Genomic DNA, 26175 nt, shown 5'->3' with positions numbered 1-26175 from the left:
AGGGGGAGTGGGAACGCAACCCCCATCCTCCCGTCGCTGCTACGCGCCCCCCCCACCCCCGCCCGCCCTCCTTCAGGGCACTCCTCTTCCGCTCCCCCCCCCCCCCACTTCTCCGTGCTGGAACAGCACTCCGCCTCCACCGCGCTGGCGATCAGCAGCTGGCTCACGGACTTCCGCGGGTACGGCGCCGGGTTGTCCGAACTCAGGGAAAGGGACGTCCATGATCTGGGATGACGTGTTCATCGGCGGCACCGGGCACTACCTGCCGCCGCGCACGCAGGCGACGGACGCCGTGCCCGACACCGACACCATGCGGCGGCTGCTCGCGCTGTCCGACTTCACCTCGTTCACCCGGTCCGACGACCTGACCGAGCACGCCATGGCGGTGCGGGCGGCGATCGGCGCCCTGCGCCAGTCCGGGCTGACCGGCGCCGACATCGCGATGGCCGCCTACGCGCAGATGGACCACCAGGACCACATGGCGTCCTCGTGCCACCTCCAGCGCGTCCTCGGCCTCGGCCACGCCCTGGTGTTCGAGGTGGAGGCGACCAGCAACGGCGGGTCGGCCGCGCTCCAGGCCGCCGCCGCCCACCTGGTGGCCGACCGGTCCGCCACCGCCACCCTGGTCACCGCGACCGCCCGGTTCCTGCCGCCGCGCTGGGAGCGCTGGCAGCCCACCGTCGGCATCTTCCTGGCCGACGGCGCCGCGTCCGCCGTGCTCACCCGCGACGGCGGCCGGGCACGCCTGGTCGCCACCGCGAACAGCTCCGCCACCCAGATGGAGGTCCTGGCCACCCCGTCCATCCCCGACCCGCTCGGGCACCGCAACCGCACGCCCATCGAGGTCACCGGCCTCGCGCCCTACCTGACCCTGATGAGCGAGGCGCTGGTCAACGCGGTCGAGCAGGCCGCCAAGGAAGCCAACGTGGCGATCGCCGACATCACCCGGTTCGTCATCACGGGCCTGGGGCTGGCGCAGCTGCAGGTCGTGGTGCTGGAACCGCTCGGCATCGACCTGGACCGCACCACCTGGCCGTTCCTGCGCGAACTCGGCCACGTCGGGCCGTGCGACCAGCTGCTCGGCGTCGACCACCTGCTCAACGACGGCGGCCTCGAGCCCGGCGACACGATCATGGTGATCGGCCTGGGCATGGGCTCCCGGTTCACCGCCGCGCTCCTGGAGGTCACCGAGCCGCCCGCGCGCGGCACGACGTTCGTGACGCAGTCGGTCGAGCTCCCACCGGTCGAGCGGTACACCATCGACCCGTCCGGGAGCGACATCTTCGGCGAGGCGGCCACCCTGCGCGAACGCGGTCACACCACGCCGGTCGAGCTGCCCGGCGGCATCGGCGCGTGGGCGGTGACCGGCCACGAGGCCGTCAAAGCCGTGCTGCTGGACCCGGCCGTCTCCAAGGACGCCAACCGGCACTGGCCCGCGTGGCGCAACGGCGAGATCCCGCCCGACTGGCCGTTGATCATGTGGGTGGCGATGAAGAACATGTTCACCGCCTACGGCGAGGACCACGCCCGGCTGCGCAAGCTGGTGGCCAAGGCGTTCACCGCGCGCCGCATCGACGCCATGCGCCCGCGCGTCGAGGAGATCACCGCCGACCTGATCGACCGCCTGGCCGCCGTGCCGCGCGGCGAGGTCGTGGACCTGCGCGCGGAGTTCGCGTTCCAGCTGCCGATCCGGGTGATCAGCGGCCTGTTCGGGCTGTCCGAGCGGACCGGTGGCGACCTGCGCCGCCTGGTGGAGGCGGTGTTCAGCCTCGACGCCGACCCGGACGGCGTGCAGGGCGCGTCCGCCGAGCTGTACATGCTGCTGAAGGGCCTCGTCGCGGAGAAGCGCGCGAACCCCGGTGACGACATGACCACCGACCTGATCGCGGCGCAGGGGGAGGACGGCGGCCGGCTCAGCGAGCAGGAGCTGCTGGACACCTTGCTGCTGACCATCAGCGCGGGCTTCGAGACCACGGTCAACCTGCTCGACAACGCCGTGCACGGGCTGGCCGCGCACCCGTCCCAGCTCGACCTCGTCACGGCCGGGACGAGCACCTGGGACGACGTGGTGGACGAGACGCTGCGCTGGCAGGCGCCGGTGCCGAACCTGCCGCTGCGGTACGCGGTGCGGGACGTGGAAGTCGACGGCGTGCGGATCGCCGCGGGCGACGCGATCCTGGTGTCGTTCGGCGCGGCCGGCCGCGACCCGGCGCGGCACGGCGAGGACGCCGAGGCGTTCGACATCACCCGGCCGTCCCGGCGCGACCACCTCGCGTTCGGCCACGGCGTGCACTTCTGCCTCGGCTCGCCGTTGGCGCGGATGGAGGCCACGGTGGCGTTGCGGGCGCTGTTCGAGCGGTTCCCGAACCTTCGGCTGGCCGTACCGCCCGCGGAGCTGGAACCGTTGGGCTCGTTCTTCACCAACGGGCACAAGGCGTTGCCCGTGGTGCTGGAGGAGGACTGAGGTCGACCCCACCCACGTCCGGGACGGCTTGCCGAGCCGGGCGCCGGTGCTCCGGGTGGCGCGGCGCAGGGTCGCACACCCCGCCCGGCACGCGGTGGACTCGGCCGATCACGAGCTACGACAAGCCTGCTTACGGAGGGGAGGTGGCGAGGATGTCCGGTGAGAGCGGGAACGACTGGTCCCGCACGGTGTCGGCGAAGCACCCCGCGGTCGGCGCGGCGCGCTCCCTCGCCGAGATCTGATGGCGCACATCGCCTTTGTCAGCGCGCCCGCGGCCGGGCACGTCAACCCCACCCTGCCGCTGGTGCAGGAGCTGGTCCGGCGCGGGCACCGGGTCAGCTACGCCACCGGGCCCGCCACCGCCGACGGCGCGGCGAGGGCGGGCGCGACGCCGGTCGTGCTGCCGTCGGAGCTGCCGCCGGACCTGGACGCGCGCGGCGAGTTCACCGCCGAGCAGCTGGCCGTGACCCTGGAGTACTTCCTGGACGACGCCGAGGTGTCGTTCCCGGTGCTGGCCGCGCACTTCGAGACCGACCGGCCGGACGTGGTCTGCTACGACTCGGTGACCTTCACCGGGCGGATGCTCGCCAACCTGCTCGGCGTGCCCGAGGTGGCGCTGGTGCCGACGTTCGCGGAGAACGAGCGGTTCTCGGCGACGCAGGTGTACTTGCCGCCGTCGTTCGACCACCAGCACCCGCAGCTGGTCACGGCGATCGGGCGGATGGCGAAGTTCGCCTCCGGCTTCGGCTTCCTGGACGACCCGAACCTGATGTTCGGCCACGTCGCGCCGATGAACGTGGTGTTCGTGCCGCGCTCGTTCCAGCTGTCCGCCGAGACGTTCGACGACCGGTTCCACTTCGTGGGGCCGTCGCTGGGCAGTTGGCAGGAAGCCGAGGAGTGGTCCCCGAAGTCCGACTCGCCGGTGCTGCTGATCTCGCTCGGCACGGTGTTCAACTCGCGGCCCGAGTTCTACCGGGCGTGCGTCGAGGCGTTCGCCGACGAGCCGTGGGAGGTCGTGATGTCGATCGGCGACCTGGACCCCGCCCGGCTCGGACCGCTGCCCGCGAACGTCTCGGCGCACCGGCGCGTGCCGCAGGTGGCCGTGCTGCGGCACGCCTCGGTGTTCCTCAGCCACGCGGGCATGAACTCGATCATGGAGTCGCTGTACCACGACGTGCCGTTCGTGACCGTGCCCCAGATCCCGGAGCAGCGGGCCATCGCCGCACGGGCCGCCGAACTGGGCCTCGGGGTCACGTTGGAGGACCAGACGCCGGCCGGGCTGCGCGCGGCGGTGGCCGCGGCGTCGGCCAACCGGGCGGCCGTGGCGGAGATGGGCGAGGTCGTCCGCTCCAGCGGTGGGGCGCCCGCGGCCGCGGCGGTGTTGGAGAAGCTGCTGGGCCGGTAGCCCGACCGTACGACGAGTAGCACCGAACCTCGCGAGTGGAGTGGGAGAACCATGCTGACGTTGGGCATCAGTGGACACTTCGACCTGTTACCGGACCTGTTCCGGAGCTACATGCACGACGCCGCCGCCTGCCTGGTGGCCGACGGCGAGCTCGTCGCCGCGGTCGAGGAGGAGCGGTACAACCGGATCAAGAAGACGAACAGGTTCCCGACCGGGGCCGTCCGCGCCTGCCTCGACCTGGCCGGCGTCCGACCGCAGGACGTCGACGCCGTCGGCTACTACTTCAGCCAGGAGCTCCTCGACCAGGGGCTGCGGAACTACCAGGTGTCGGCGCCCGTCTACCCGATCAGCTCCGGCGTCGACCTCCTCCTGGACCGGCTGCGCACCCGGTTCGACTGGGACCTCGCCCCGGACCGGGTGGTGTTCTCGCGGCACCACCTCGCGCACGCGTGGTCCTCGTTCGCCCGGTCGGGCATGTCGGACGCGCTGGTCGTGGTCATGGACGGCCGCGGCGAGGACGCCTCCGCCACGGTCTTCGCCGCCGGGGACGGCGAGATGCGGGAACTGCGGTCCTACTCGGTCCCGCACTCGCTCGGCCTGTTCTACCAGGACGCGATCGGCCACGTCGGCTACGGCTTCGGCGACGAGTACAAGGTCATGGGACTGGCCCCGTACGGCGACCCGGCGACCTACCGGGAGCAGTTCCGCGGCCTCTACGCGCTGCTGCCCGACGGCGGCTACGAACTGATCCCCGGACTGCCGGACATCAACCCGACCGTGGCGCCGTTCCTCGCCGTCGGGTACCCGTCCCGGACCGCGGGCGAGCCGGTGACGCAGGAGCACAAGGACTTCGCCGCCGGGCTCCAGGAGATGCTGGAGACCGTGGCCATGCACGTGATCACGCACTGGGCCCGGCAGACCGGCGCGAAGAGGCTGTGCTTCACCGGCGGCGTCGCGCACAACAGCAGCCTCAACGGGGTGATCCTGCGCTCGGGCCTGTTCGAGGAGGTCTTCGTCCACCCGTCGTCCAACGACGCGGGCTCGGCGGAGGGCGCGGCCATCGTCGCCGCCCAGCACCTCGGCGCGCCGCCCACCCGCATCGCCCGAATGACCCACGCGAGCCTCGGGCCCGACCTCGGCACGCCGGAGGAGGTCGAGCGGCAGCTGTCGGCGTGGAGCGGGATCGTGGACGTCGAGCGGCCCGCGGACATCGTCGACGCGACCGCGGAGCTGCTCGCGGGCGGCGCGGTGGTCGGCTGGGCGCACGGGCGCTCGGAGTTCGGGCCGCGCGCGCTGGGCAACCGGAGCATCCTGGCCGACGCCCGCCCGGTGGAGAACCGGGACCGGATCAACGCGATGGTGAAGAAGCGGGAGGGCTTCCGGCCGTTCGCCCCCGCCGTCACGCGGGAGGACGCGGCCACCTACTTCGACCTCACCGGCACCGCCGCGGACCACGGGTTCATGTCGTTCGTGGTGCACGTCCACGAGGACCGCCGGGCCGAGCTGGGCGCGGTGACCCACGTCGACGGCACCGCGCGGGTCCAGGTGGTCGCGCCGGAGGCCAATGCCCGCTTCCACCGGCTGATCGCCCGGTTCGGCGAGCTCACCGGCACCCCCGTGCTGCTCAACACGTCGTTCAACAACAACGCCGAGCCGATCGTGCAGTCCGTGCACGACGCGCTGACCTGCTACCTGACCACGGAGATCGACGTGCTGGTGGTCGAGGACTTCCTGGTCCGGCGACGGGAACCGGTGGTGCGGGCGCTGGACGACCTGGTGCCCGCGTTCCGCCCGGACACCCGGCTGCGCAAGGACTGGCAGCCGGGCGACGAGGTGAGCGGCGAGATCTACCTGAACTACTCGTTCGGCCCGTCGACGACCGTGTCACCGGCCGTGTTCGACCTGCTGGCCGCCGTCGACGGCAAGGCCACGATCGCCTCGCTTGCGGGCGAGCTGACCGACGAGGCGCGCGCCGAGATCCTGGCGCTGTGGCAACGGCGGTTCATCACCCTCGCGCCCAAGCCGTGACCTGAGGGTGTGACCCGCTTCCGGTTCCGGGCGCCTCCGACCTCAGGAGGCCCCGACCGGCAGCAGGTAGACCAACGTGTCGTCCACGCCGTCCAGCAGGAACACGTCGTGCGCGAGGTCGTCGTAGAACCCGCCGAGCAGCCCCAGGGACAACGACAGGCCGGCCGCGACCAGGGCCAGGTTCTGCGCCAGGTGACCGGCCTCGGCGAACCCCAACCGCACGGCCCGCAGCCCGTAGTCGCGGCGCAGGTCGCCGATCCGCGCGTAGAGCCCGAGCAGCGCCGGTGCGGTGGCGATGTCCACGCCCCCGGTGAGAGCGGCGCCCGGACCGAACCAGCTCGACGTGCGCTCCACGTCCTCGACCCTCGGCGCGGGCGCCACCGCCACCAACCGCCGGTCGCCCTCGTCCACGTCGTAGAGACCCGGCGCCAGGCCGTCCACGGACCACGCCGCCAGCCGCAGCCGCGCGGTGTACCGGGCGCCGGCGCTGGGGTGCGGACGCCTGCCGTCGGGCAACCGGCCGTGCGCGGTCCACAGCAGCGCCGCCAACCGCGCGGCGTCCAGCGGTCCCCGCAGCGCGTCGCCCCGGCCGGTGCGCCGGTCGCGCAGGACCTGCCGCAGCGACGCCGGGGTGTCGGGTGGTTCCGGCAGCCGCACGGCCTCCTGCCACGGCTGGAGCGCGGGTCGGTCGTGGGAGCTGTCCTTGCGCGGTCGCTGCTCGTCGACGTCCGGGCGGTACTTGCTCGCCTCCAGGTACCGGCGGTCCGGCGCGTCGGCGCCGTCGGCGTGGAACCGGGCGACGCCCGTCGGAGCGAGCGCGGTGGCCGCGACCAGCCAGCAGATCGTGCGCTCCTCGTCGGGACCGATGCCCAGGCGGTTGAGCAGCATGTGGAGCTGGGACCCCCACACGTGCTGCGGCAGGTCGGCGCGCACCTGCCGCATCCAGTACGCCACCGCCCCGGTCGGTGCGGAGTCGACGCGGTCCCACCGGGCGCTCAACCGCGCCGCTCCGGTGGCGTGCAACCGGTGTGCGGCCGAGTGGGAGGACATCCTCGGCGCGGGAGCCGGTTCGCGGCCCATCCGCCAGGACGCGGCCAGCGTGCGCAGCCACGAGGCCGCCGCCGGGCGGTCCAGTCCCAGCGCGGACGTCGTGGCCATCACCAGTTCCACCGCGGCGCTGAGCTTGGCCCGTGGTGCGCGGGCCGCGCGCAGCACCGCGACCGCGACGTCCGTGCTGCGGCAGAAGACCTCCTCGGCGATCGGCATCGCGGCCGGCCCGCCGTAGCGCTCCACCTCCGGTTCGTACGGCGCCTCGCGCACCTCGCCGTGCGGCAGCAGGTCCTCGCCCGTCGTGCCGAGGGCGGCGTGGTAGCTGTCCGGGTCCACCTCCACCTCGGGGTGGCCCGCCGCCGCGACCAAGGCGCGCAATTCCTCGGCGATCGCGTCCGAGTGCCCGGCGGCGTCACGCAGCCGCACGCGCAGGTGCGGGCCGGTCCGCCAGTAGCGAAGGAAGAACCAGTCGGCGATCCGGCCGGCGGCCCGGTGCTCGGCCATCGCGGGCGCGAGCACGTCGGCGATGAACGCGTCGACGTGCTCGACCCGCCACGACAGCCGCACGTGCAGCGCGGTCCACGTCACGGCAGCTCCTCCAACGGGCTGAGGTCGTAGGTGAACCCCGTGGCCCGCGGCCGGCCCGCCACGAGCAGGTAGAGGACGCTGTGCCCGGCAGGCGCCCGCACCAGCGCCTCCAACTCCTCGTCGTGCAGGCTGCGCAACGGGCGGCAGAACAGGCCCGCCTCCGCCGCGGTCGCGCAGACGCGCTGGGCGGCGGAACCGGCCGCGCGCAGCAGTGCCCGGTAGCCGTCGGGCCCGGTGTCGGCGATCGCCGCCGCCGGGTCGCCGGTGATCACCAGGGCCAGGTTCGCGCTGCCGATGTCCACTACCTCCGGCGGGTGCCTGAAGGCATCCCTGAGCCGCGCCACCACCGGTCCCGCCGTGACCAGCCGATCGGGGTCGTACCAGCCGTCCGGCACGCCTTCGACGTTGTGCACCCCCAACCGGTGCCGGAGGTGCGGGAGGCGTGGCACGGCGGCGACGACCGCGTGGAACGCCGAGGCGGGCAGCGGTCGTGGATCGGCGGCGACTCCGCGCGGCCCGATCCCGGAACTGCGCGCCGGCGGTCGCACCCGTGCGCCGGTCTCGTGATCCGAGCACACCACGACGCCCTCGCCGGCCAAGTGTGCCCGCAGCCCCAGCCGTGCCGCGTGGTCCGCCAGGGCGGCGAGCAGGTGCCCGAGTTCCAGTTCCACCAGCACGTCGGTGAAGTCGCCGTACCCGGCGGAGAAGCGCTCGGGACGGCGCACGAGGTCGAGCCGGGCGCACGTGCCGAGCCGTTCGGGCGCGCCGCCGACGAGCGCCCGGCGAGCCGGGTCCAGCGGCCACGACCGACCGTCCACGACCAGCGTGACGTCCACCGCGAACGCCGACCTGGCGGACGGGTACGCCCGGTGGTCGTTGTAGGGGTTCCACGGCTCCCAACGCTGCGGCGTGGCGACGTCGGTCAACAGGTGCGCCAACGCCGCTCCGAACCGGCCGAAACGGGCCAGCCCGGTCAACGCGACCCGCGGTCCGGGCGGGGGAGGCGTTGGGTTCGGTTGCGGAACCGAGGTGATCGCCCGACCGGGGCCGTGCCGGTACGCGGCAGCGAGCGCGTCGGCGGCGGCCGGTGTGCCGGCGGGTGGCGCCTCGGGAGTGGTGTTGGCGCCGGTGGGCGCGTGGGCGCTAGGCGGTGTGGTGGCGGCGATCGGAGCGGTGGCGGTGGTCGGCGTGTGGGTGGCGGGTGGCGCGGTGGGAGCGGGTGGCGTTTGGGCAGCGGGCGCGGAGTCGGTGGTGGGCGGTGAGGTGCGGCTGGTCGGTGGGGTGGCCGCCGGCACCGGGTCGGCGCTCGGGGCGTCGGCGGCGGTCACGGGAACGGGTGGGGTAGCAGGGGGCCGGTCGGGCGCAGGCGCGGTATGCCGTGGGTGCGGCGGTCGCGCTCGCCGAACGTCATCGGCAGGGTGCCCGGCACGACGACCTTCGCCGTGTGCAGGCCGAGGTCGTCGCGCACCACCGGGTCGGTCAGGTCCACCGCGATCACCTCCAGGTCCAACGCCGCCCACGCGGTCACGTAGTGCTCCAGCAACGCGTCCAGGTCGTGCCGCGGCACGTCGGGCGGGGTCGGCGCCACCGGGTCGCCCGGTCGCAGGAAGTCGTAGCGGTCGGCGGCTTCGGGCAGGCCGTTGACCGTCACGTGGTCCTCCATCGTGCGGATCAGGTCCGGTTCGCGCAGCATCCGCAGCAGCCGGTCCCGGTCGTACTCCTCCGGGTCGGCGTGGGCGCGCCGGGCGGCCGACTCGACGTCCACCGCCACCTCCACCACCGCGGACCGCACCGCCGCGTCCGGGTCCACCCCGGCGCCCGCCGCGAAGAACGCCCGCGGGGACGGCCCGTCACCGGTGTGCCGGGCCAGGGCGAGCACCGCGGGCACCGCCAGGTCGTTGGTCGCGTCGTAGCACTCCAGCCGGTAGCCGAGCTGTTCGAGCCGGTCGGACAGGTGCAGCGCGAGCCCGTCGCGCACCACGACGCAGCGCAACGGCGTCCGCTGGTACCACGCCATCAGGAACGCGTCCCGCTCGGCGACCTCGAACAGCCCGTGCAGCACGGCTTCGGTGAGGCTGTTGCCGGTGCCGCACCCGTTGGACGTCTCGTTCACGAACCGCGGCCCGGGTGTGCCGCCCCAGTAGACGACGTGCTCGGGCACCGCCACGGTGGTCCCGCGCGAGTAGGACCACCCGTGCACCCAGCGCGTGCGGACCTCCGGGGTGTAGGGCACCACGCCCGGCGACGGGAAGTCCGGCAGCCCGAAGCGGGTCGGCTCGACCGCGCGGTCCGGACCCAGGTCGGCGAACGACGCCTCCAGCACGGTCCGGGTGCGCCGGGGACGCATCCCGGCGAGCCGTTCCACCGCCTCGAACAACGCCACCCGCTCGGACTCGCCGAACGTGGCCGTCCGACCGAAACCGGCTTGCGGTCCGTCGTCGCCCACGATCCGCGCGCTCACCGCGGGCAGCGGCGCGTCGCCGACGCGGGACAGCCTGTCGACCGGTCCGTGCCGCCGGTCGACCAGCGCGTCGCGCACGGCGTCGCCTCCGGTGAGCGGGTTCGGACCGCGCAGCGCCCCCGGCGGCACGGGCACGGGTTCGCGGACCACGACCGCGGCTTCGGCGGTGTCGTCGGGCAGCGGCCCGCACACCGGGCAGCCCTCGGGACGGGGCCGCACCCGGTGCTCGGTCACCGCGCCCAGGTCCGTGCGGACGGCCAGCACGCGGTCGCGGTAGGCGTCCGGGTCGGCCAGCACGAGTTCGGTCAACGCGTCCACCAGCGGGCCGTGCACCGGGGAGGGCACGCCACCCAACCGCACGCCCTCGTCACGACGCGGCACAGCGGCACCCTGCGCGGCCAGCCGGATGTCCTCCGCGCAGCCGAGGCACACCCCAGGACCGACTCCGACGACCGGACCCACCAACGTCACCGCGCCGTCGTACCGGATCGGCAGCACCGCGCCGTCCGCGCCGACGCGCCGCAGGTCGCCGATCGTGTACGCGGTCAACGACACCACGTTCACCGGCTCACCTCCGGCACCGCGAACGCCGCCAGACCGGCCGCGTGCAGGACCGGGCCCAACGCCACCGGCTTGACCTCCGCGCCGCCCGACAGCTCCGCCAACCGGCGCTGCAACGCGTCCTCCGCGTCACGCAGCCCGTGCGGCCAGTGCCAGGACCGGTCGGTCCACGGGACGTCCGCCGTGCTCGGTTCCTCCACGGGGAACGCGCCGGAGAGCACCACCGGCTCCGACCCTCCGGCCTGCGCACGGCCCGCCGCCGCCATCGCCGCGAACGCCACGGCGTCGGCGGCGGTCGCCTCGACCGCCCAGGACAGCTCCGCGCCACCCGCGCGGACGACCGCCCGCACCACCCCGTCGCCGAGCCGGTCCACCGCCACCTCGGCGGGCAGCGCGAACCGCAGCACCACCGCCTTCCACCACCGCCGAGCGGTCGGGTCGGTCTGCCACTCGTCCGGGTCGACCCGGGAGCCCGGCAGGGACCGGGCGGCGGTGCGCAGCGCGAGACCGAGCGCGTGGACGGGATCCGCGCCCACCACGGCGTTGTCGGGCGCCAGCCGGTGCGCGGCGCGGACCACGGCGTCCAGGCGGGCGGACCGCTCGGTCGTGCCGTAGCCGACGACAGCGCCCGAGACGGCCAGCTTCACCGGGACCTGGGGCAGGTCACCGGTGTCCGGGGCGGGCACCGGCCCGAGCTCGGGGTCGCCCAGCACGTCGGCGATCCGCCCGGCGGGAGGCGTGGGGCGCACCGCCGACAGCCACGGGTGGTAGTCCGCCCGCAAGGGGTCCAGCCGCGCGACGAACACCGACTGGTGCGCCGGATCCCGTGGTGGCGCGTCGGAGGGAGCGTCCACCACCTCGTGCGCCGGGTCGGGCAGCCCGGCGACCGCGCACACCAACCGGTGCGCCGCGGCCGACCCGACCAACGCCGCCAGCACCTCCGGCACCTCACCCGCCGACCCGGCCAGGCGGTGGGCGACGGCCTCCGCGTCGGCCAGCACGTCGCCGCGCGCACCGGGCGCGACGACGAACCCCACGTCCGCCGCGCACCGGGCGGCGACGACGTGGGCACCGCACACCAGCAGCAGGTCCGGCCCCGGCTCGACCGGCCCGACCACCAACCCCGTGGCCGTCAACGCCCGGCGCGCCGCCGCGGCCACCGCGCCGGACCCGGTGACGACCACCGTGCTCGCGCGCAACGCGTCCCACGCCGGCGCGGGCCGTTCCGCCACCGATTCCAGCCACCGCGCGACGTGCTCGGGCGGACCGTCGGCGTCCCAGGAGTCGGGCACCCGGACCAGCAGGTCGTGCTCGCGCAGCTGGTCGATGATCATCTTCAGGGCCGCCGCCACGGCCGGCGGCGCCTGGTCGGGCACGGTCAGCCGCTCCGGCGCCACCCCCGCGGTCAACGGCCCGGCCAGCTTCTGCCAGACCGTCCACAGGCCCTTGCCGCCGCGGACGGTGAAGGCGGTCGCCCACCCCCGCACGTGCAGGCCGGTGTCCGTCGGACTGGCGTGCACGATCGGGCGCAGCCGCACCAGCTCCCCGCTCACGAGATCCCCCAGTACGTCTCCGCGATCACTTCGAGCACCCGGCCGCCGGGTGACTGCGCGCCCGGCACGGGCAACGCCTCGGTCAGCTCGACGCCGTCGGGGAACCGGGCCAGCAGGCGGGGCAGGCAGCGCAGGTGCAGGGCGTTGCCGAAGTCGACGTACTGCGGCTTGGTCGGGACCATCATGCGTTCCAAAGGATCAGCGGACACGGCCCTGGCGCGGGCGTCCACGAACACGTGCTCCGGCAGCCCGTGCCGAGCGCGCAGCCGGGCCACCGCCGGTGCGACCGCCTCGTCGACGCCCAGTTCCGGGGGCGCGGGGAAGTCCCAGGTGCGGCGGGCCAGCACCACGTCCCGGTAGCGCAGCCCTCCGCGCCGCACCACCTCGCCGTCGTCTTCGCTCGACCGCAGCGCGTCGAGGTCCACCCAGCCGCACGCCAGGTCGGCGTGCAGCGGGACGTGCCGGTCGGGCATCAGCGCCGGCAGCAGGAATCCCAGGTACACCACGTCCAGCGGCTCGCCCCGGTGCACGACCCTGACCTCGTCGGTCCGCCGGTCGTGCCGGACCTGGAGCTCGTCCGCGGGCAGGTCGACCCACCGGGCGTCCTCGCCGACCTCGTGGGCGCCCAGCAGCGGGTGCAGGTTGGCGTTGAACCCGTGCAGCGGCCGGAACTGCGCGAACCGCTCGCCGAGCGCTCGCCGCAGCTGCGCGGCCACCGCGTCCGCCGCGCCGGGCAACCGCCGCAGGAACCGGCTCAGGAACCGGCCGAAGCCGGGGTAGACGTGGTTGACGACCAGTCGCCCGTCCGGTGTCGGCTGGCCGAAGAACGCGTACGAACCGGGGCGGCGCAGCCAGTCCGGCACGTGGTGGGCGGCCTCGTGCACCAGGTCGTCGGACAGCACGCCGTCCGCGCGCGCCGCCGCCGCGATCTTCGCGCGGGACTCCATCAGCGAGACGACCCCGGGGTCACGCGCGGACCGGGCGGTGTTCGCGTCGTCCGGCGAGACGCCCGACAGGAAGACCGCGCACTCCGCCAGGGAGGCCGTGCCGCCGGGACCGACCGCGTCGACGAACCGGTTGCGCACCAGCCTGCGCACCAGCACCTGCTGGTCGAACAGGACCAGCAGCGGGGTGAGCCGGGTCAGCGCCTCGGCGCCGGTGGCGGGCACCCGGACCGGCTCCGGGAGCAGGACGTCCTCCAGCACCGGTGCGATCCCGGACAGGTCGACGCCGACCCGTTCGCCGAGGTCGCGCCAGCCCGCGGTGAGCTCGGCGGTGGCGACGGCCCGCGCGGGCGGGTCGGCGGTGGCGAAGGCGGCGGTGGCGGTCACCAGCCGCGTCAGCCGGTCGGCCACGTCGGGCGCGCCCTGCTCGCGCAACCACGCGGCGATCGCGGCCGGCGCGTCCGGGTCCTGCGGGTGCACCGGCTCCACCGGCACCAGCAGGCCGATGTCGAGCACCCGGTCGACGTAGGCGCGGGCGGCGGTGGCCGCCTCGGGCGTGGCCAGCCTGGCGGCCAGCGCCTCGACCAGTTCGGCCGGCACGACCCCGCCGGGTCCGGCGTCCCGCACCGCGGCCACCAGGAACCGCAGCGGCCCCGTCGCCGCCACGTCCACCTGCTCCTCGCGCGTGACGTCGATCCGCGACGGCGGGGCGTCGGGCGGGGGAGCGATCAGGGTGTCGCGGCGGAACACCACGTGGCCGTCGTGTTCGCGCAATCCGGGTGCGAGTCGGTGCGGCCGGTCGCGGAAGGCGGCCACCAACCGGGTCAGCAGGAGGCGGTTCGGCTCGGTGTGCGCCACCGGTCGCGCCCGCGGCCAGGGCCCGTCGCCCCAGGAACCCCAGCCGACCTGGGTGTACCAGGACAGCGGGCTGGTCTTGGACGTGGCGCGCAAGGCGTAGCGCAGCACCGTCGCCTCGACCTTGCGGGCCTTGCGGTCGGGCGCGCCGCCGCCGGCCGCCGCGCGGGTCAGGCCGTGCAGCAGGTCGGCGCCGGTCAGCACCCCGGCCAGCCGCACCGGCTCGGCCTGGCACACCCGCGCCAGCACGGCGCGTTCGGCGGCCAGCGCGTGCGGCCACGCGTCCAGCGCCACCTCGGTGGCGGCGTCGAGCGCGGCGCGTTCGTCGAGCCAGCGCGCCAGCGGCGGGACCCGCTCGGGCAACGTGCCCAACCCGGCCAGCAGCGCGGTCCGGGGCGAGCGTGCGTTGTGCACGTCGCGCCGCAGCGGCAGCACGACCCGGCGGTGGAACTCGGCCGGGTGGTCGCTCGCGCTGTCGTGCAACGCGTCGGCCACCTGCGGCGCCAGCTCCCGGAGTCGGGAGTGCGCCGCGACCGCGGCGGCCATCGCCCTCCGGAAGCCCGCCGCGCCCGGCGGTGGCTCGGGGTGGGGCAACGCCGCCACGCGGACCAACGCGTACGGCGCCAACTCGGTGGTGATCACACCGGCCATGCGCGCTACCTCCGCAGGAGGGTGGTCGGGGGCGCCGGGACCGACGCCCCCGACGTGGGACGTCGACGTGCGGCCACGAACGGTCCGTCGTGGCGAGCGCGTCAGCTCACCGGACCGGCTACTTGCCCGCCGGGTTGACGTGCGGCTTCGACGAGCAGCACGAGCAGGCCGTGGAGGCGACCGGGTCGCCGTCCACGAGCGTCGTGTCGGCGATGGTGGTCACGGCCAGTTCGTCCAGGACCAGGTCCTCGACCTCGAAAGTCAAGTCCATGGCATCCTCCCTCATTAGTTCGGAGTCGGGCTTGCGGCGCGAACTCAAGCAGATTGATCGGGGACCGACAAGACCGGGGAGTGCTATTCCAAACGATTCGAGAAAGGCTCGGATCGGTCATTCGGGTGAGCTTGGCCGGACGGGCGGATACACCTATTCGGACAGCCGAATAGGTGTTCTCGGGGTAATTGCGCGCGACCGGCGGCGAAGCGCCGGGTGACCGGTGTAGATTGCATCCGGCACAGCTCAGCCGTCATCGGGTGCCAACGCCGTGGTCCGAGTGGCCGAATCGTGCCGTCCACCATCCGTCGGCGATCTCCGGTACCGGTACTTCCCGGTCGGGGTGCGGGATTCCGAATGCACCGGAACGGTCGCGGGTCGAAAATTGGTGGTGGTGACCCGTCCGACGATCGGGTCGGTGCGGTGGTGATGTCATTCGGCCGTCGGTCATCCCGCGGTTATTGAATGCCCCGCTACCGGTGGACGGCCCCGACCGGGCGTTTTCAGTGGCACGGTGCGCCGTTGAGGGCGTCCAGCACGGCGGTGTAAGCGGGCTTGCGCGCGCCGGTGGGGTCGAACAGCAGCGGGGTGCTCGACGCTCGCCACGAGTCGCTGTCGCGGATGCCCCACACCGTGATGCCGGTGCACCGGCTCACCGCCAGGCAGGCCGTGACCGCACGGCGGTAGTTCTCCGCCTGGGTGGCGCCGGAACCCTCGATGTCCAGCTCGGTCAGCTGCACGTCCACGCCGAGCGCGGCGAAGTTGCGGATGGTGCCGGCGAAGTCGGCGGGCACCGGGTGGTTGGCGGTGAAGTGCGACTGGAGGCCGACGCAGTCGATCGGCACGCCACGCGCCCGGAAGTCGCGCACCATCCGGTACACGGCCTGGGTCTTGGCGTGGGCCCAGTTCTCGGTGTTGTAGTCGTTGTAGCAGAGCTTCGCGCCGGGATCGGCCGCCCGGGCCGCGTGGAACGCCGCCTCGATCCAGTCGTCGCCGGTGCGCTGGAAGTTGGAGTCGCGCCGCGCGCCGGACGTGCCGTCGGCGAACGCCTCGTTGACCACGTCCCACGAGTGGATCCGGCCCCGGTAGTACGCCACCACCTGCGTGACGTGGTTGAGCATCGCCTGCCGCAACGCCGCGCCCGACAGGTTCACCAGCCAGGACGGCTGCCCCGAGTGCCAGAGCAACGTGTGGCCGCGCACCCGCTTGCCCTGCCGCACGGCGTGGTCCACGACCCGGTCGGCCGGGGCGAAGGAGAACCGGCCCTGCTGCGGCTCGGTGGCGTCGAGCTTCATCTCGTTCTCGGGCGTGACCACGGCGAACTCGCGGTCCAGGATGCCCGCGTACGCGGGGTCGGACAGCTTGTACCCCTGCACGCCCGCGCCGAAGTACCGGCCGCTGCGCTCGGCGGCCGCGGCCAGGGTGTTGGCGAGGGTGGTGGCGGGCGTGGCGGGCGTGGCGGCGGCGACCGGCGGCAGCGGGCCCGCTGCGGCCAAGGACGCGGCGATCAAGGACGCGGATAAGAGTTTTCGCACTTCGAGGGCCCCTTCCGACGATGCGACGGCGTCCCACGATGGGTGTGCGCCACCGCGCCGGGCAATGCTTATCGAATGTTTTCGAAACCCCTGCGGCCGTAGGTGAGCCGGCGCAGCAACCATTCGGCCGGACCGGTGCGGTCCGCGCGGCGCAACGCCATGGAGAAAGCGGCTGCCAAGGCGCCGGAACGACGGCGTGGCGAGGCGTTGGTGCGGGCCGTCCACGCCGCCGCGCTCGCCGTGCTGACCGTTCGACCCCAGGGGCGGCACGTTCACCACCACGGTCCTGCGCCACTACGCCGCCAACGGTCGCCTGGACCCCGGCGGGCCGACCCTGATCACCACCCAGATCAGCGAGGCGATGGTCTTCGAGCTGTCCACCGACCTGGGCCGCGTGCCGACCGCGGGCGAACTGGCCGCCTGACGGGTCTCACCGGCCGCTGCGGCGCAGCGCGAGTTCGGCCAGGACGGTGGCGCCGTCGGGCAGCAGCGCGTCGTCGAACCGGACGAGAGGGGAGTGGTTGTCGGTGCCGTCGCCCGCGCCGAACGGGATGAACGCGCCGGGGACCTCTTGCAGCACGCGGGAGAAGTCCTCGGCTCCCGGCATCGGGTTCGCCAGCGGCCGGAAGCGCCCGGCGAAGACGTCGGCGATGGTGTTGGCGACGAACGCGGCCTCCCGCGCGTCGTTGACGGTCATCGGGTAGCCGTCGCGGTAGTCCACCTCGGCGCGCAGGCCGTGCGCCCGCGCGATCGACCGCGCCAACGTGACAGCGGCGTCCTTGATCCTGGCCCTCGCCGGCGCGGAGAACGTGCGCACGGTCGCCTCGAACCGCGCGGTGTCGGGGATGACGTTGCGCCTGCTCCCGGCGTGGAACGACCCCACGGTCACCACCGCGGGGTCGAAGACGTCGGCCTGACGGGTGACCATCGCCTGCAACGCCGTGACGATCTCGCACGCCACCGGGATCGGGTCCTGCGCGCGGTGCGGCCGGGCGCCGTGCCCGCCCGCGCCGACCACGGTGACGTCCAGCGCGTCGGAAGCCGCCATCGTGGTGCCCGGACGGGCCGAGAACACGCCGTGCGGCACGCCCGCGCCGAACACGTGCAACGCGTAGGCGGCGTCCGGCCGGCGGCCCGCGGCGTCCAAGACGCCCTCGGCGATCATCGCGGCCGACCCGTCCCACCCCTCCTCGCCGGGCTGGAACATGAAGACGACGTCACCGGCCAACTCGTCCCGGCGTGCGGCGAGCAGGTGCGCGGCGCCGACCAGCATCGCGGTGTGCATGTCGTGGCCGCACGCGTGCATCGCACCGTCCACTCGGGACGCGTAGTCCAGCCCGGTGCGCTCCTGCACGGGTAACGCGTCCATGTCGGCGCGCAGCAGCACCACCGGTCCCGGCCGCGCGCCGCGCAGCACGCCGGTCACCGACGTCAACGACCGCCCCGGCGTCAGCTCCAGCGGCAGGCCGTCGAGCGCGGCGAGCACCTTCTCCTGCGTGCGCGGGAGGTCCAGGCCGATCTCGGGCTCGGCGTGCAACTGCCGTCGCAGTCGCACCAAGTGATCCATCAGGGCCGCGTTCTGGCTCGCCGACATGGCTGATCGCTCCTCGGGTCGGTGGCGGGGCACTTGCCGAGGATCACGTCGGGTGCCACTCTCGACCCTCGAATTGTCAAGATCGCTCACCGGGATGGCCTCCAGTGCAGGATTCGTTCACACCCGACGAGACCGACCTCCGGCTCGTCCACGCCCTGCAAGCCGCGCCGCGGGCGACCTGGCACGAGGTCGGGCGCTCGCTCGGCATCGACCCGGTCACCGCGGCCCGGCGGTGGCAAGTGCTGGCCGACACGGGTTTCGCGCGCGTCACCGCCTACCCCGAAGTGCGGCTGTGGGCCGCGGACCACTGCAACGCGTTCATCGAGGTCGACATCGAGCCGACGTCCCGCGCGCACGCCGTCGAGGTCCTGTCCCGCATCCCGCAGGTCGTCTCGATCTCGATCATCAGCAGCGGGCGCGACCTGTTCCTGACCCTGCTGACCCCCGACCTCGCCACCCTGTCGCACCTCGTGCTGCACCGGCTGCACGCGCTGCCGGGGTTGCGGCGGACGCGCACGCACACCGTCACCACCGTCTACGGCGAGGGCAACCACTGGCGGCTCGGCGCGCTCGAACCCCAGCGGCGCGCGCGGGCCGTGCCGGGCAGGCCGAGCGGGAGCCGCGCGGTCTGGAAGCCGCACCACCGGGAAGTGCTGCGGGCGTTGGACGACGGGCGCAGGCCGGCCGCCGAGATCGCGACCCGCACCGGCCGCAGCGGGTCGACCGTGCGCCGGTGGCTCAACGAGATGGTCGACGGCAGGCTGCTGTCGCTGCGGTGCGAGGTCGCGCAACCCGTCACGGGGTGGCCGATCGCCGCGACGTTCTGGGCCAGGGTGCCACCGGACGAGCTGGACCGGACCGCGTCCGCGTTGACCGAGCTGCCGGAGGTCCGGCTGTGCGCGGCCGTCACCGGTGCGGACAACCTCGTGATGACGTTGTGGCTGCGCTCGCTCGGCGACGTCCAACGCCTGGAAGCCGAACTGGCCAGGCGACTGCCCGCGCTCACCCTCACCGACCGCGCGGTCACGTTGCGCGCGGTGAAGCGGATGGGGTGCCTGCTCGACGAGACCGGGCGGATCACCGACGTGGTGCCCGTCGACCCGTGGGCGACCGCGTGAGGAACCGCCTGCCCGTGGGCGACCGCGTGAGGGAAGCGTAGGTTCGCAGCCATGCGCGTACTGTTTGCCGGCCTCGCGTCGGTGGGGCACACCTATCCGCTGATCCCGCTGGCGATCGCCGCCCGCGAAGCCGGGCACGAAGTCCACTTCGCCGCCGGCGAGGAGGTGCACGCGCCGTTGGCCGCGAACGGGCTGCGGCCGTTCCGCCCCGCGGACGCGTTCTACGAGATGTACGCCGAAGACCTGGAGCCGGAGCTGGCGCGCCTGCGGCCCGACCTCGTGGTGCACGGGTGGGGCGTGCCGGGTGCGGCGATCGCCGCGCGCCGGGCCGGGATCCCGGGCCTGTGGCACGGTTTCGGCCGCATGTTCCCCGACGGGATCGGCCTGGAGTCGCCCGCGAAGAGCGCCCCCGGCCGGCCGCACGTCGACATCTGCCCGCCTTCCTTGCAGGACAAGGACTTCCTGGCGGGCGAGGAGCGGATCGAGCTGCGCCCCGTCGCGTACTCCGAACCCGGCGCGCTGCCCGCCTGGGACGGGCACCGCACGTCGCGGCCGTTGGTCTACCTGACGCTCGGCACCGCTTTCGGCACACCGGAGTTGTTGACCACGGCCATCGACGCCCTGGCCGCGCTGGACGCCCGCGTCGTGGTCGCGACCGGTCGCGTGCGCCCGGAGGAGCTCGGCGACGTGCCGGACAACGTCACCGTGCACAAGTGGGTGCCGCAAGCCGACCTGCTGCCGTACGTGGACGTCGTCGTGCACCACGGCGGCAGCGGCACCACGCTCGGCGCGCTGGCCGTCGGCGCGCCGCAGCTGATCCTGCCCCAGGGCGCGGACCAGTTCGCCAACGCCGACGCGGTCACCGCCGCCGGGGCCGGCGTGCGCCTGCTGCCGGACGAGGTGAGCGCGGAAGCCCTCGCCTCCGTCGTCCGAACCCTGTCCCGGCCCGGCGGGCACTCCGAAGCCGCGCGGGCGATCGCCGAGGAGATCGCCCGGATGCCCGGCCCGGACGACGTCGCGCGCCGACTCCCGGACTACGCCGACCGCGGCTGAACCACCTCGACGCCACGTCGACAACCGGCCTGGCGTCCGCCGGGCCCGCGGTGGCTCGACCCCGGTAACCCGGACCGGTGAACGGGGTCAGGCGTTCCCACCGAGTTCACGTCGCCGAAACCACCGGCGGCCCGGCGGCGACCTACAGTCTCGCCATCCTGAACGAGATCGATCCCTTCATCGGAACGGCCGCGACCTCCCTGCCACCGGCGCAGGGTCTCGCGGCCACTTGGTGGTGGCCGAAAGCGCAGATCGGCAACACCCACCCGGGCGCGACGTCCCCGCTCGGCATGGTGTCCGCCTGCGCCTACTCCGGCGCCTACCCGACCGGCTACGGCCGGTACACGAAGAACACCGAGGGCCTGCCGGAGGAGATGTTCGACCGGTCGCTGGCCTCCGGCTTCACCCACTTCCAGCAGTCCGGCACCGGCGCCATCCGCAAGTACTACAACTACGTCCGGGTGACACCGATGGTGCAGCAGCTGGACGCGCTCGGTCACGCCTGGCCGCTGCACGACGAGGTCGCCGAGGCCGGGTACTACGCGGCCACGCTGGACACCGGCGTCCGGTGCGAGATCACCGTCGGCGAGAAGGTCGCGGTCCACCGGTACACGTTCCCGGAGCACCGCAGCGCGCGCATCGTCGTGGACCTGTCGTGCGGCGGACTGGCCATCGACCACGGCCGCACGGTGCCGCTGCGCGCCCACGTGGAGAGCCTCGGCCACGGCCGGGCGCAGGGCACGGTCGTGGTGGAGGGCGTGCCGCTGTCGGTCCACGTCGAGGTCGACTCGCCGGGGTGGCGGCAGATGCTCTGGCACGACCGCAGGCTGATCGAGGGCGGCACCCGGCTGGACTTCGACCGCATCCGGCAGACCACCCTGCGCCCGTTCGGGCTGCTGTTCCTCGGGCCGACCGCCGCCGGGCAGAGCGTCGAGGTGCGGATCGGGTTCTCCCTGCGCGGCTGCGAGCAGGCCAGGGCCAACCTGCGCCGGGAGTGCGGGCAGGAGCCGGCCGCGTTCGACGTCATCCGGGCGCGCACCACCGACCGCTGGCGCGACCACGTGGGCCGGATCGAGGTCGAGGGCGGGTCGCCCGCCAGGCGGCAGGTGTTCGCCACCGCCCTGTACCACTCGCTGATCAAGCCGTGCTTCGCCGACGACGAGAGCCCGTTCTGGCCGACGTCCGGCCCGTTCGCGTTCGACGTCTGCACGATGTGGGACATCTACAAGACGCAGCTGCCGCTGCTCGCGGCGATCGTGCCGGACCGGGCGGTGGACCTGCTGGAGTCGCTCATCCGGGTGTGCGAGGAGGAGGGCAACTTCCCGATCGGGTACCGGATGGCGCGGGGCGCGGACCGGTTCTTCCGGCAGGCGAGCGCGCTGGTGCACACCGCGTTGGCCGACGCGCACGCGCTGGGCCTCGGCGACCTGGACTGGAACTGGGCGCTGGCGCACATGGAAGCCGACCTGCGCCGGCTGTACGGCGAGGACTTCTACGAGCACGGCGTCGTGCACCCGATCTCGCACACCCTCGACCTGGCCTACGCCTACCACTGCACCGCGGGCGTCGCGCGGGCGTTGAACGACCACCGCCTCGCCGACGACCTCGCCGCGCGCGGCCTGCTGTGGACCAACGCGTTCGACCCGGCCACGGGCCTGCTGCACGACTCGTCGTTCTACGAGGGCGGCAAGTGGAACTACTCGTTCCGGCTCGTGCACGACATGGCCGGGCGGATCGCGCTGGCCGGCGGGGACGACGCGTTCGTCGCGATGCTGGACTCGTTCTTCGGGTTCGGCGCGCCGCCGGTGACGCAGCCCGGCAGGCGGCCCGACCCGGCCGAGATGGCGGTCGGCTACGCGCTGAACCGGTTCGAGGGGCTCAACAACGAGCCCGACATGGAAGCGCCCTGGTCCTACCACTACGCGGGCCGGCCCGACCGCACGGCCGAGATCGTGCACGCGGCGCTGACCTGGCAGTTCGGCACCGGTCCCGGTGGGCTGCCGGGCAACGACGACTCCGGCGGCCTCAGCTCCTGGTACGTCTGGGCCTCGCTCGGGCTGTTCCCGGTCGCCGGGCAGAACCTGTTCCTGGTCAACGCGCCCGCGTTCGCCCGCGCCACCGTCCACCTCGGCGACCGGGACTTCGTCGTGGAGACCAGGGGCCACCGGGAGACGCCGGTCAGCTCCGACGGGCTGGAACGCGTGCCGCCGCCGCAGTACGTGCAGTCCGCCCGGCTCGACGGCAGGCCGCTGGACGCGGCGCACCTGAGCGCCGTCGACGTGCACGCGGGCGGGCGGCTGCAACTCGAACTCGGCCCGGAACCCTCGGCCTGGGGCCGCCGGGTCCGGCCGCCGTCACCGTCCGACCCGTCCACGCCGGGAGCGCGCCCATGACCACGCCGAACCGCCGCCTCGTCATCGTGGTCCGCGCCGACCCGGTGATCTGCGGACACTCCGGGGAGGCGCGCAACCTCGCCGAGGTCGCCCTCACCCGCGGCTTCGACGACGTGCGGCTGCTGACGTGGCCGATACCGGCGCTCCAGGCGGCCGGGCTGCCGCTCAAGCCGCTCGACCGGATCACGCCCTACAGCGCGGGCATCACGGTGGAGCGGCCGGAGCCGGTCGGCGACTACCGGGTGCCCGACGGCCGGTACCTGGCCGGGCTCACCGGCCGCCTCGTCGAGCTGCTCGCCGAACCGGTGCCGACCACGTGCCTGTCGATGTACCTGGTGCCGCACACGGCGGTCGTGGGCGAGGCCGTCGCGGTGGCGCGCGCGGCCGGCTTCTCGCCCGACGTGCGCACCATCGCGAAGGCGGTCGGCTCGGACGTCACCAACGTGATCCGCTCGTGCCTGCGCGAGGGCCGGTTCGGCGCGGCGGTGGCGCTGTTCACCACGTTCCTGGCCAACGACCAGGTGATCGCGGTGTCGGAGTACACGCGGCAGGAGATCGTGACCGCCGCCGAGGCCGTCGACGCGCACTGCGGCACCCGGCTCGCCGACGAGTGCCGCGCGCGGGTCGCGGTCAGCTACCCGCCGATCGACACGTCCGCGTACCTCGACCTCGACCCGGCCCTGGTCGACGCCGCCCTCGCGCGGCGCGGCCTGCACCGTGACGGCTACGTGCTGTTCCTGTCCCGGGTGGCGCGGGCCAAGGGCGTCCACGACCTGGTGATGGCGTTCACCCGGTCGAGGGCTCGGTCGCGGGTGAAGCTCGTGATCGCCGGGAACGGCCCGGCCTTGGCGGACGTCCGGGCGCTCACCCGAGGCGACGACCGTGTGGTGCTGCTGTCCGACGTGGACGACGAGGAGAAGCCGCTGCTGATGCGCGGTTGCGCCGCCTACGCGCTGCCGACCAGGCCGGAGCCGGACTTCGTGGAGACGTTCGGCATCGCGTTGACCGAGAAGATGCTCGCGGGCGGCGGCCCGGTGATCACCACGATCACCGGCGGCACCGGCGAGGCGGTCGGCGGCACGGCGATCATCGTGGAAGCCGGTGACGTGACCGGACTCGCCGCCGCGATCGACCGCGCCGTGCTGGACCTGTCGGTCGAGGAGCGGCGGTCCATGGCGGACCGGGCCAGGGCGCACGCCCTGTCGTTCGACCGGGCACGGGTGTTCGACGACCTGTTCGCCACGTCCGTGCGCTGAGGGTCACCCCCGGCCGGCGTTACGCCAGCTTGGCCCGCAACCAGTCGGGCAGCAGGTCCTCCGTGCCGCCGGAGAGCCGCAGCTCCTCCCGGTAGGCCTCGGGCGGCGGCGGCGCGATCCACGTCGGCTCGTCCGCGCGGTTCATCTCGAGCTTCTGCTCGCCGGTGGCCTGGATCTCGAACTTGGCGCTGTACCAGGCGCCGTCGGCCCGGGTCGCCGCGCGCAGCTCGCGGAACCGCTCGGCGACGGCCCGCGGCGGCGACCAGCGTTCGAGCGCGCCCGCCACCGTGTGCACCAGGGCGTTGGTCTCGGTGTGCTCGCCGATCTCGCGGAACTGCACCTGCGCGTAGTCCCAGCCCGGCGGCAGCGTCTGGAGCAGCTGGTTGCCGATCCTCCTGGCGTAGCGGCCCTGCTCCTCGGCGTCGACGCCGGTGCGCGCGGGGGCCTTCTCACCCGTGAGGGTTTCGTGCAACCAGGTGGGCAGCTCGGCCCTGGGGAAGTCCTCCAGGTCCTTGGCCAGCACCTCGGGTCCGATCGGCGGGTCCCACACCGGGTCGACGTCGAAGTTGAAGTTCACCCGGAAGGTGCTCGGCGGGTCCACCACGAGCCGCACCGAGAACCAGGTGCCCTGGCCCGGCTCGTAGAGCAGGACGCGCAGGTCGCCGAAGGCCGGGTGGATCTCCCGCGGCAGCTCCTGCGGCTGCGCCGAGCCGTCGGCGAGGATCGTCGTGTAGACGAAGTCCTCCACAGTGGACGCCAGGGTGGCCTTCAGGTCGAGCCGCTTCGCGTCGGGCGGGGCGAGGTCGAGCAGCCGACCGCAGACCCACTGCAGGATCCGGTTGACCTCGGCCTCGCGCTCCGCCGGCGTCGGCGGCTGTGCCTGCGGCGGGTTCGGGTCAGACATTCGGTGAACTCCTGAAGTGGTAGCTCGTCCTGCCGGTGCTCGGGTCCAGCCGTTGCTCGACAACATACAGCCGATCCGGCACCCGGCCCTGACTGGCTTCGCCCGAGAAGACGCGGACCCGTTCGACCACGATGCCGTCCTTGTCCACCGCCGCGCGGCGGTCCTTCTCGATCTGGGCCCAGCTGTCCTTGTACCGGCTCGCCGCGTCGGAAGCCGGGCGGCGCAGGTTGTTCTCGCGGTAGAGCTGCGAGACCTGGTTGATCGCCTCGTTGCCGCCGCCGGAGGCGTGGTCCTGGAGGTGGCCGCCGCGGCGCTGGTCGCCGTAGATCATCTCGCCGTGCTTGCCGGACGGCGTCTGCACGTCGGTGTCGCGGGACACGTGCGTGCCGCCGTAGTCCGGGGTGAAGGCGATCGACGACACGCCGTTGGTGTTGGTGTGGTAGACGGTCGTGCCGGTCTGGAACCGCGTCTCCGCCAGCGGCAGGCCCTCCACCCGCCGGCCCGTGACCGGGTCGGGGGTCGAGTTGACGCGGGGCGCCTCGACCGGCTCGGGGGAGTAGGGGTCGCGCATCGTGTTCTTGTTGCCCAGCTCGGGGTTCTTGTCCGTCCACGTCTCGATGTGGGTGAACTGGGACTTCCCGTCCTTCAACTCCGGCGAGGTGAAGAACGTGCCGTGCCAGACGTCGCCGTTGGGCGTGCGGCGGGTGACCTCGTAGCGGCAGTCGGGCTCGAGGTCGGTGCGGTCGCTGAACGGTCGCTGGTTCGGGTCGTGCGCCAGCGTCTCCGTGCGGTACTTCGCGCCGCCGGGTTCGTAGTCGGGGCCCTTGGGGCTGCCGAAGTCGTCCAGGTCGAACCGCGGTCGGCCGTCGGCGTCGGTGCGGAAGGTGAACGGGTCGCCGCCCGTGTGCACCCGGTAGTCCGTGTCCGGCCGGGGGTGGACCACGTCGGCGTTGCCGAGCGGGTTGGCGTCCGTGCCGATCCGGGTGTTCGGGGTGTGCGCGTCGACGTGCGTGATCCTGGGCGGCGTGCCGCCGTCGGTGTAGACGGTCGTGCGGTGGCCGGTGTCGTCGTGGATCTGGTAGCGGGTGTTCGGCTCCAGCGGTCGGTCGTGTTGTGGCGGGTCGTAGAACGGCTCGCGCCGGTCGACGGTGACGTCCTCCGACCGGGTGTGCTTCGGCTCTTTCCAGTCGATGTCCTGGTGAGTCGGCGACTCCCGGTCACCGGGGCGTGCGGCGCGGTCCTTGGCGTCGGTGTCGAGGTCGTGCTTGTCCGCGTCCTTGGTTCCAGGGACGAAGCCGTCTTCGCTCGCCTTGGTCCTGGTGCCGTCGGGGCGGTGGGTTTCCCATTCGCCGTTGGGTGGGATTTTGGGTTGGCGGTTGCCGTCGGGGCCGGTGGTGGCGTCGCTGGTGTAGACGCGGCCGTTGGTGTCGGTCCAGGCGGGTTTGGTGGGGGCGAGGACGTCGGCGTTGGTGTGGCGGGCGAGGCGGTTGG

Annotated in this window: 16 protein-coding genes and 1 pseudogene; 7 read left to right on the top strand and 10 right to left on the bottom strand. The window is 73.6% G+C overall.

Annotated features, from left to right (window positions below):
- Window positions 1–220: 220 nt before the first annotated feature.
- The 3 genes from ACZ7GX_RS25330 (at window position 221) to ACZ7GX_RS25320 (ending at window position 5897) form a co-directional block, all read left to right on the top strand.
- A complete protein-coding gene (locus ACZ7GX_RS25330) occupies window positions 221–2464 on the top strand; it encodes a cytochrome P450 (RefSeq protein WP_498780072.1) in 2244 nt (747 codons plus the stop codon).
- A gap of 241 nt (window positions 2465–2705) precedes the next feature.
- Window positions 2706–3869, top strand: a complete 1164-nt coding sequence (locus tag ACZ7GX_RS25325) for a macrolide family glycosyltransferase (protein WP_498780070.1) — start codon at window positions 2706–2708, stop codon at window positions 3867–3869.
- Between the two features lie 51 nt (window positions 3870–3920).
- A complete protein-coding gene (locus ACZ7GX_RS25320; protein WP_498780068.1) occupies window positions 3921–5897 on the top strand; it encodes a carbamoyltransferase family protein in 1977 nt (658 codons plus the stop codon).
- 42 nt (window positions 5898–5939) lie between these two features.
- On the opposite strand, the gene ACZ7GX_RS25315 is transcribed toward ACZ7GX_RS25320, so the two are convergent.
- From ACZ7GX_RS25315 to ACZ7GX_RS25280, 8 genes are all read right to left on the bottom strand, one after another.
- Window positions 5940–7535: a thiopeptide-type bacteriocin biosynthesis protein gene (locus tag ACZ7GX_RS25315; protein WP_498780067.1), complete on the bottom strand. Its 1596-nt coding sequence runs from the start codon at window positions 7533–7535 to the stop codon at window positions 5940–5942.
- Window positions 7532–8863, bottom strand: a complete 1332-nt coding sequence (locus ACZ7GX_RS25310; protein WP_498780065.1) for a nitroreductase family protein — start codon at window positions 8861–8863, stop codon at window positions 7532–7534. The genes ACZ7GX_RS25315 and ACZ7GX_RS25310 overlap by 4 nt, the downstream gene beginning before the upstream one ends.
- Window positions 8860–10560, bottom strand: a complete 1701-nt coding sequence (locus tag ACZ7GX_RS25305) for a TOMM precursor leader peptide-binding protein (protein WP_498780063.1) — start codon at window positions 10558–10560, stop codon at window positions 8860–8862. The genes ACZ7GX_RS25310 and ACZ7GX_RS25305 overlap by 4 nt, the downstream gene beginning before the upstream one ends.
- Window positions 10557–12110: a hypothetical protein gene (locus ACZ7GX_RS25300; RefSeq protein WP_498780061.1), complete on the bottom strand. Its 1554-nt coding sequence runs from the start codon at window positions 12108–12110 to the stop codon at window positions 10557–10559. Before ACZ7GX_RS25300 ends, ACZ7GX_RS25305 begins: the two co-directional genes overlap by 4 nt.
- Window positions 12107–14560, bottom strand: a complete 2454-nt coding sequence (locus ACZ7GX_RS25295) for a lantibiotic dehydratase (RefSeq protein ID WP_498780059.1) — start codon at window positions 14558–14560, stop codon at window positions 12107–12109. The genes ACZ7GX_RS25300 and ACZ7GX_RS25295 overlap by 4 nt, the downstream gene beginning before the upstream one ends.
- A gap of 118 nt (window positions 14561–14678) precedes the next feature.
- Window positions 14679–14831: a thiazolylpeptide-type bacteriocin gene (locus tag ACZ7GX_RS25290; protein ID WP_498780057.1), complete on the bottom strand. Its 153-nt coding sequence runs from the start codon at window positions 14829–14831 to the stop codon at window positions 14679–14681.
- A 503-nt stretch (window positions 14832–15334) separates the two neighbouring features.
- Complete coding sequence (locus ACZ7GX_RS25285) at window positions 15335–16366, bottom strand: glycoside hydrolase family 10 protein (RefSeq protein ID WP_498780055.1); 1032 nt, start codon at window positions 16364–16366, stop codon at window positions 15335–15337.
- A gap of 430 nt (window positions 16367–16796) precedes the next feature.
- A complete protein-coding gene (locus tag ACZ7GX_RS25280) occupies window positions 16797–17960 on the bottom strand; it encodes a M20 metallopeptidase family protein (protein WP_498780053.1) in 1164 nt (387 codons plus the stop codon).
- A gap of 104 nt (window positions 17961–18064) precedes the next feature.
- Between ACZ7GX_RS25280 and ACZ7GX_RS25275 the strand changes: the two genes are divergently transcribed.
- From ACZ7GX_RS25275 to ACZ7GX_RS25260, 4 genes are all read left to right on the top strand, one after another.
- Window positions 18065–19078 (top strand): Lrp/AsnC family transcriptional regulator, encoded by a 1014-nt coding sequence (locus ACZ7GX_RS25275; RefSeq protein WP_498780051.1) that lies wholly within the window; start codon window positions 18065–18067, stop codon window positions 19076–19078.
- Window positions 19079–19129: 51 nt separating this feature from the next.
- On the top strand, window positions 19130–20131 hold the full coding sequence (locus ACZ7GX_RS25270; RefSeq protein WP_498780049.1) for a glycosyltransferase: 1002 nt from the start codon (window positions 19130–19132) through the stop codon (window positions 20129–20131).
- A gap of 77 nt (window positions 20132–20208) precedes the next feature.
- Window positions 20209–22524, top strand: a complete 2316-nt coding sequence (locus ACZ7GX_RS25265; RefSeq protein WP_498780047.1) for a GH92 family glycosyl hydrolase — start codon at window positions 20209–20211, stop codon at window positions 22522–22524.
- Complete coding sequence (locus ACZ7GX_RS25260) at window positions 22521–23780, top strand: glycosyltransferase (RefSeq protein ID WP_498780046.1); 1260 nt, start codon at window positions 22521–22523, stop codon at window positions 23778–23780. Before ACZ7GX_RS25265 ends, ACZ7GX_RS25260 begins: the two co-directional genes overlap by 4 nt.
- A gap of 19 nt (window positions 23781–23799) precedes the next feature.
- On the opposite strand, the gene ACZ7GX_RS25255 is transcribed toward ACZ7GX_RS25260, so the two are convergent.
- On the bottom strand, window positions 23800–24684 hold the full coding sequence (locus ACZ7GX_RS25255) for a hypothetical protein (RefSeq protein ID WP_498780045.1): 885 nt from the start codon (window positions 24682–24684) through the stop codon (window positions 23800–23802).
- Window positions 24677–26175, bottom strand: a pseudogene (locus tag ACZ7GX_RS25250) (hypothetical protein); the annotation flags it as partial. The pseudogene ACZ7GX_RS25250 and the gene ACZ7GX_RS25255, both read right to left, overlap by 8 nt.

Source organism: Actinosynnema sp. NPDC037264 (genome assembly GCF_055603705.1).
This window is presented reverse-complemented; position numbering and strand designations above follow the sequence as displayed.

Excerpts from the sequence above, each read along its gene's own strand:
- ACZ7GX_RS25325 (WP_498780070.1), top strand. The coding sequence starts at position 2,706 with ATGGCGCACATCGCCTTTGTCAGCGCGCCCGCGGCCGGGCACGTCAAC.
- ACZ7GX_RS25270 (WP_498780049.1), top strand. The coding sequence starts at position 19,130 with ATGCGCGTACTGTTTGCCGGCCTCGCGTCGGTGGGGCACACCTATCCG.
- ACZ7GX_RS25330 (WP_498780072.1), top strand. The coding sequence starts at position 221 with ATGATCTGGGATGACGTGTTCATCGGCGGCACCGGGCACTACCTGCCG.
- ACZ7GX_RS25295 (WP_498780059.1), bottom strand. The coding sequence starts at position 14,560 with ATGGCCGGTGTGATCACCACCGAGTTGGCGCCGTACGCGTTGGTCCGC.
- ACZ7GX_RS25255 (WP_498780045.1), bottom strand. The coding sequence starts at position 24,684 with ATGTCTGACCCGAACCCGCCGCAGGCACAGCCGCCGACGCCGGCGGAG.
- ACZ7GX_RS25320 (WP_498780068.1), top strand. The coding sequence starts at position 3,921 with ATGCTGACGTTGGGCATCAGTGGACACTTCGACCTGTTACCGGACCTG.
- ACZ7GX_RS25280 (WP_498780053.1), bottom strand. The coding sequence starts at position 17,960 with ATGTCGGCGAGCCAGAACGCGGCCCTGATGGATCACTTGGTGCGACTG.
- ACZ7GX_RS25260 (WP_498780046.1), top strand. The coding sequence starts at position 22,521 with ATGACCACGCCGAACCGCCGCCTCGTCATCGTGGTCCGCGCCGACCCG.
- ACZ7GX_RS25290 (WP_498780057.1), bottom strand. The coding sequence starts at position 14,831 with ATGGACTTGACTTTCGAGGTCGAGGACCTGGTCCTGGACGAACTGGCC.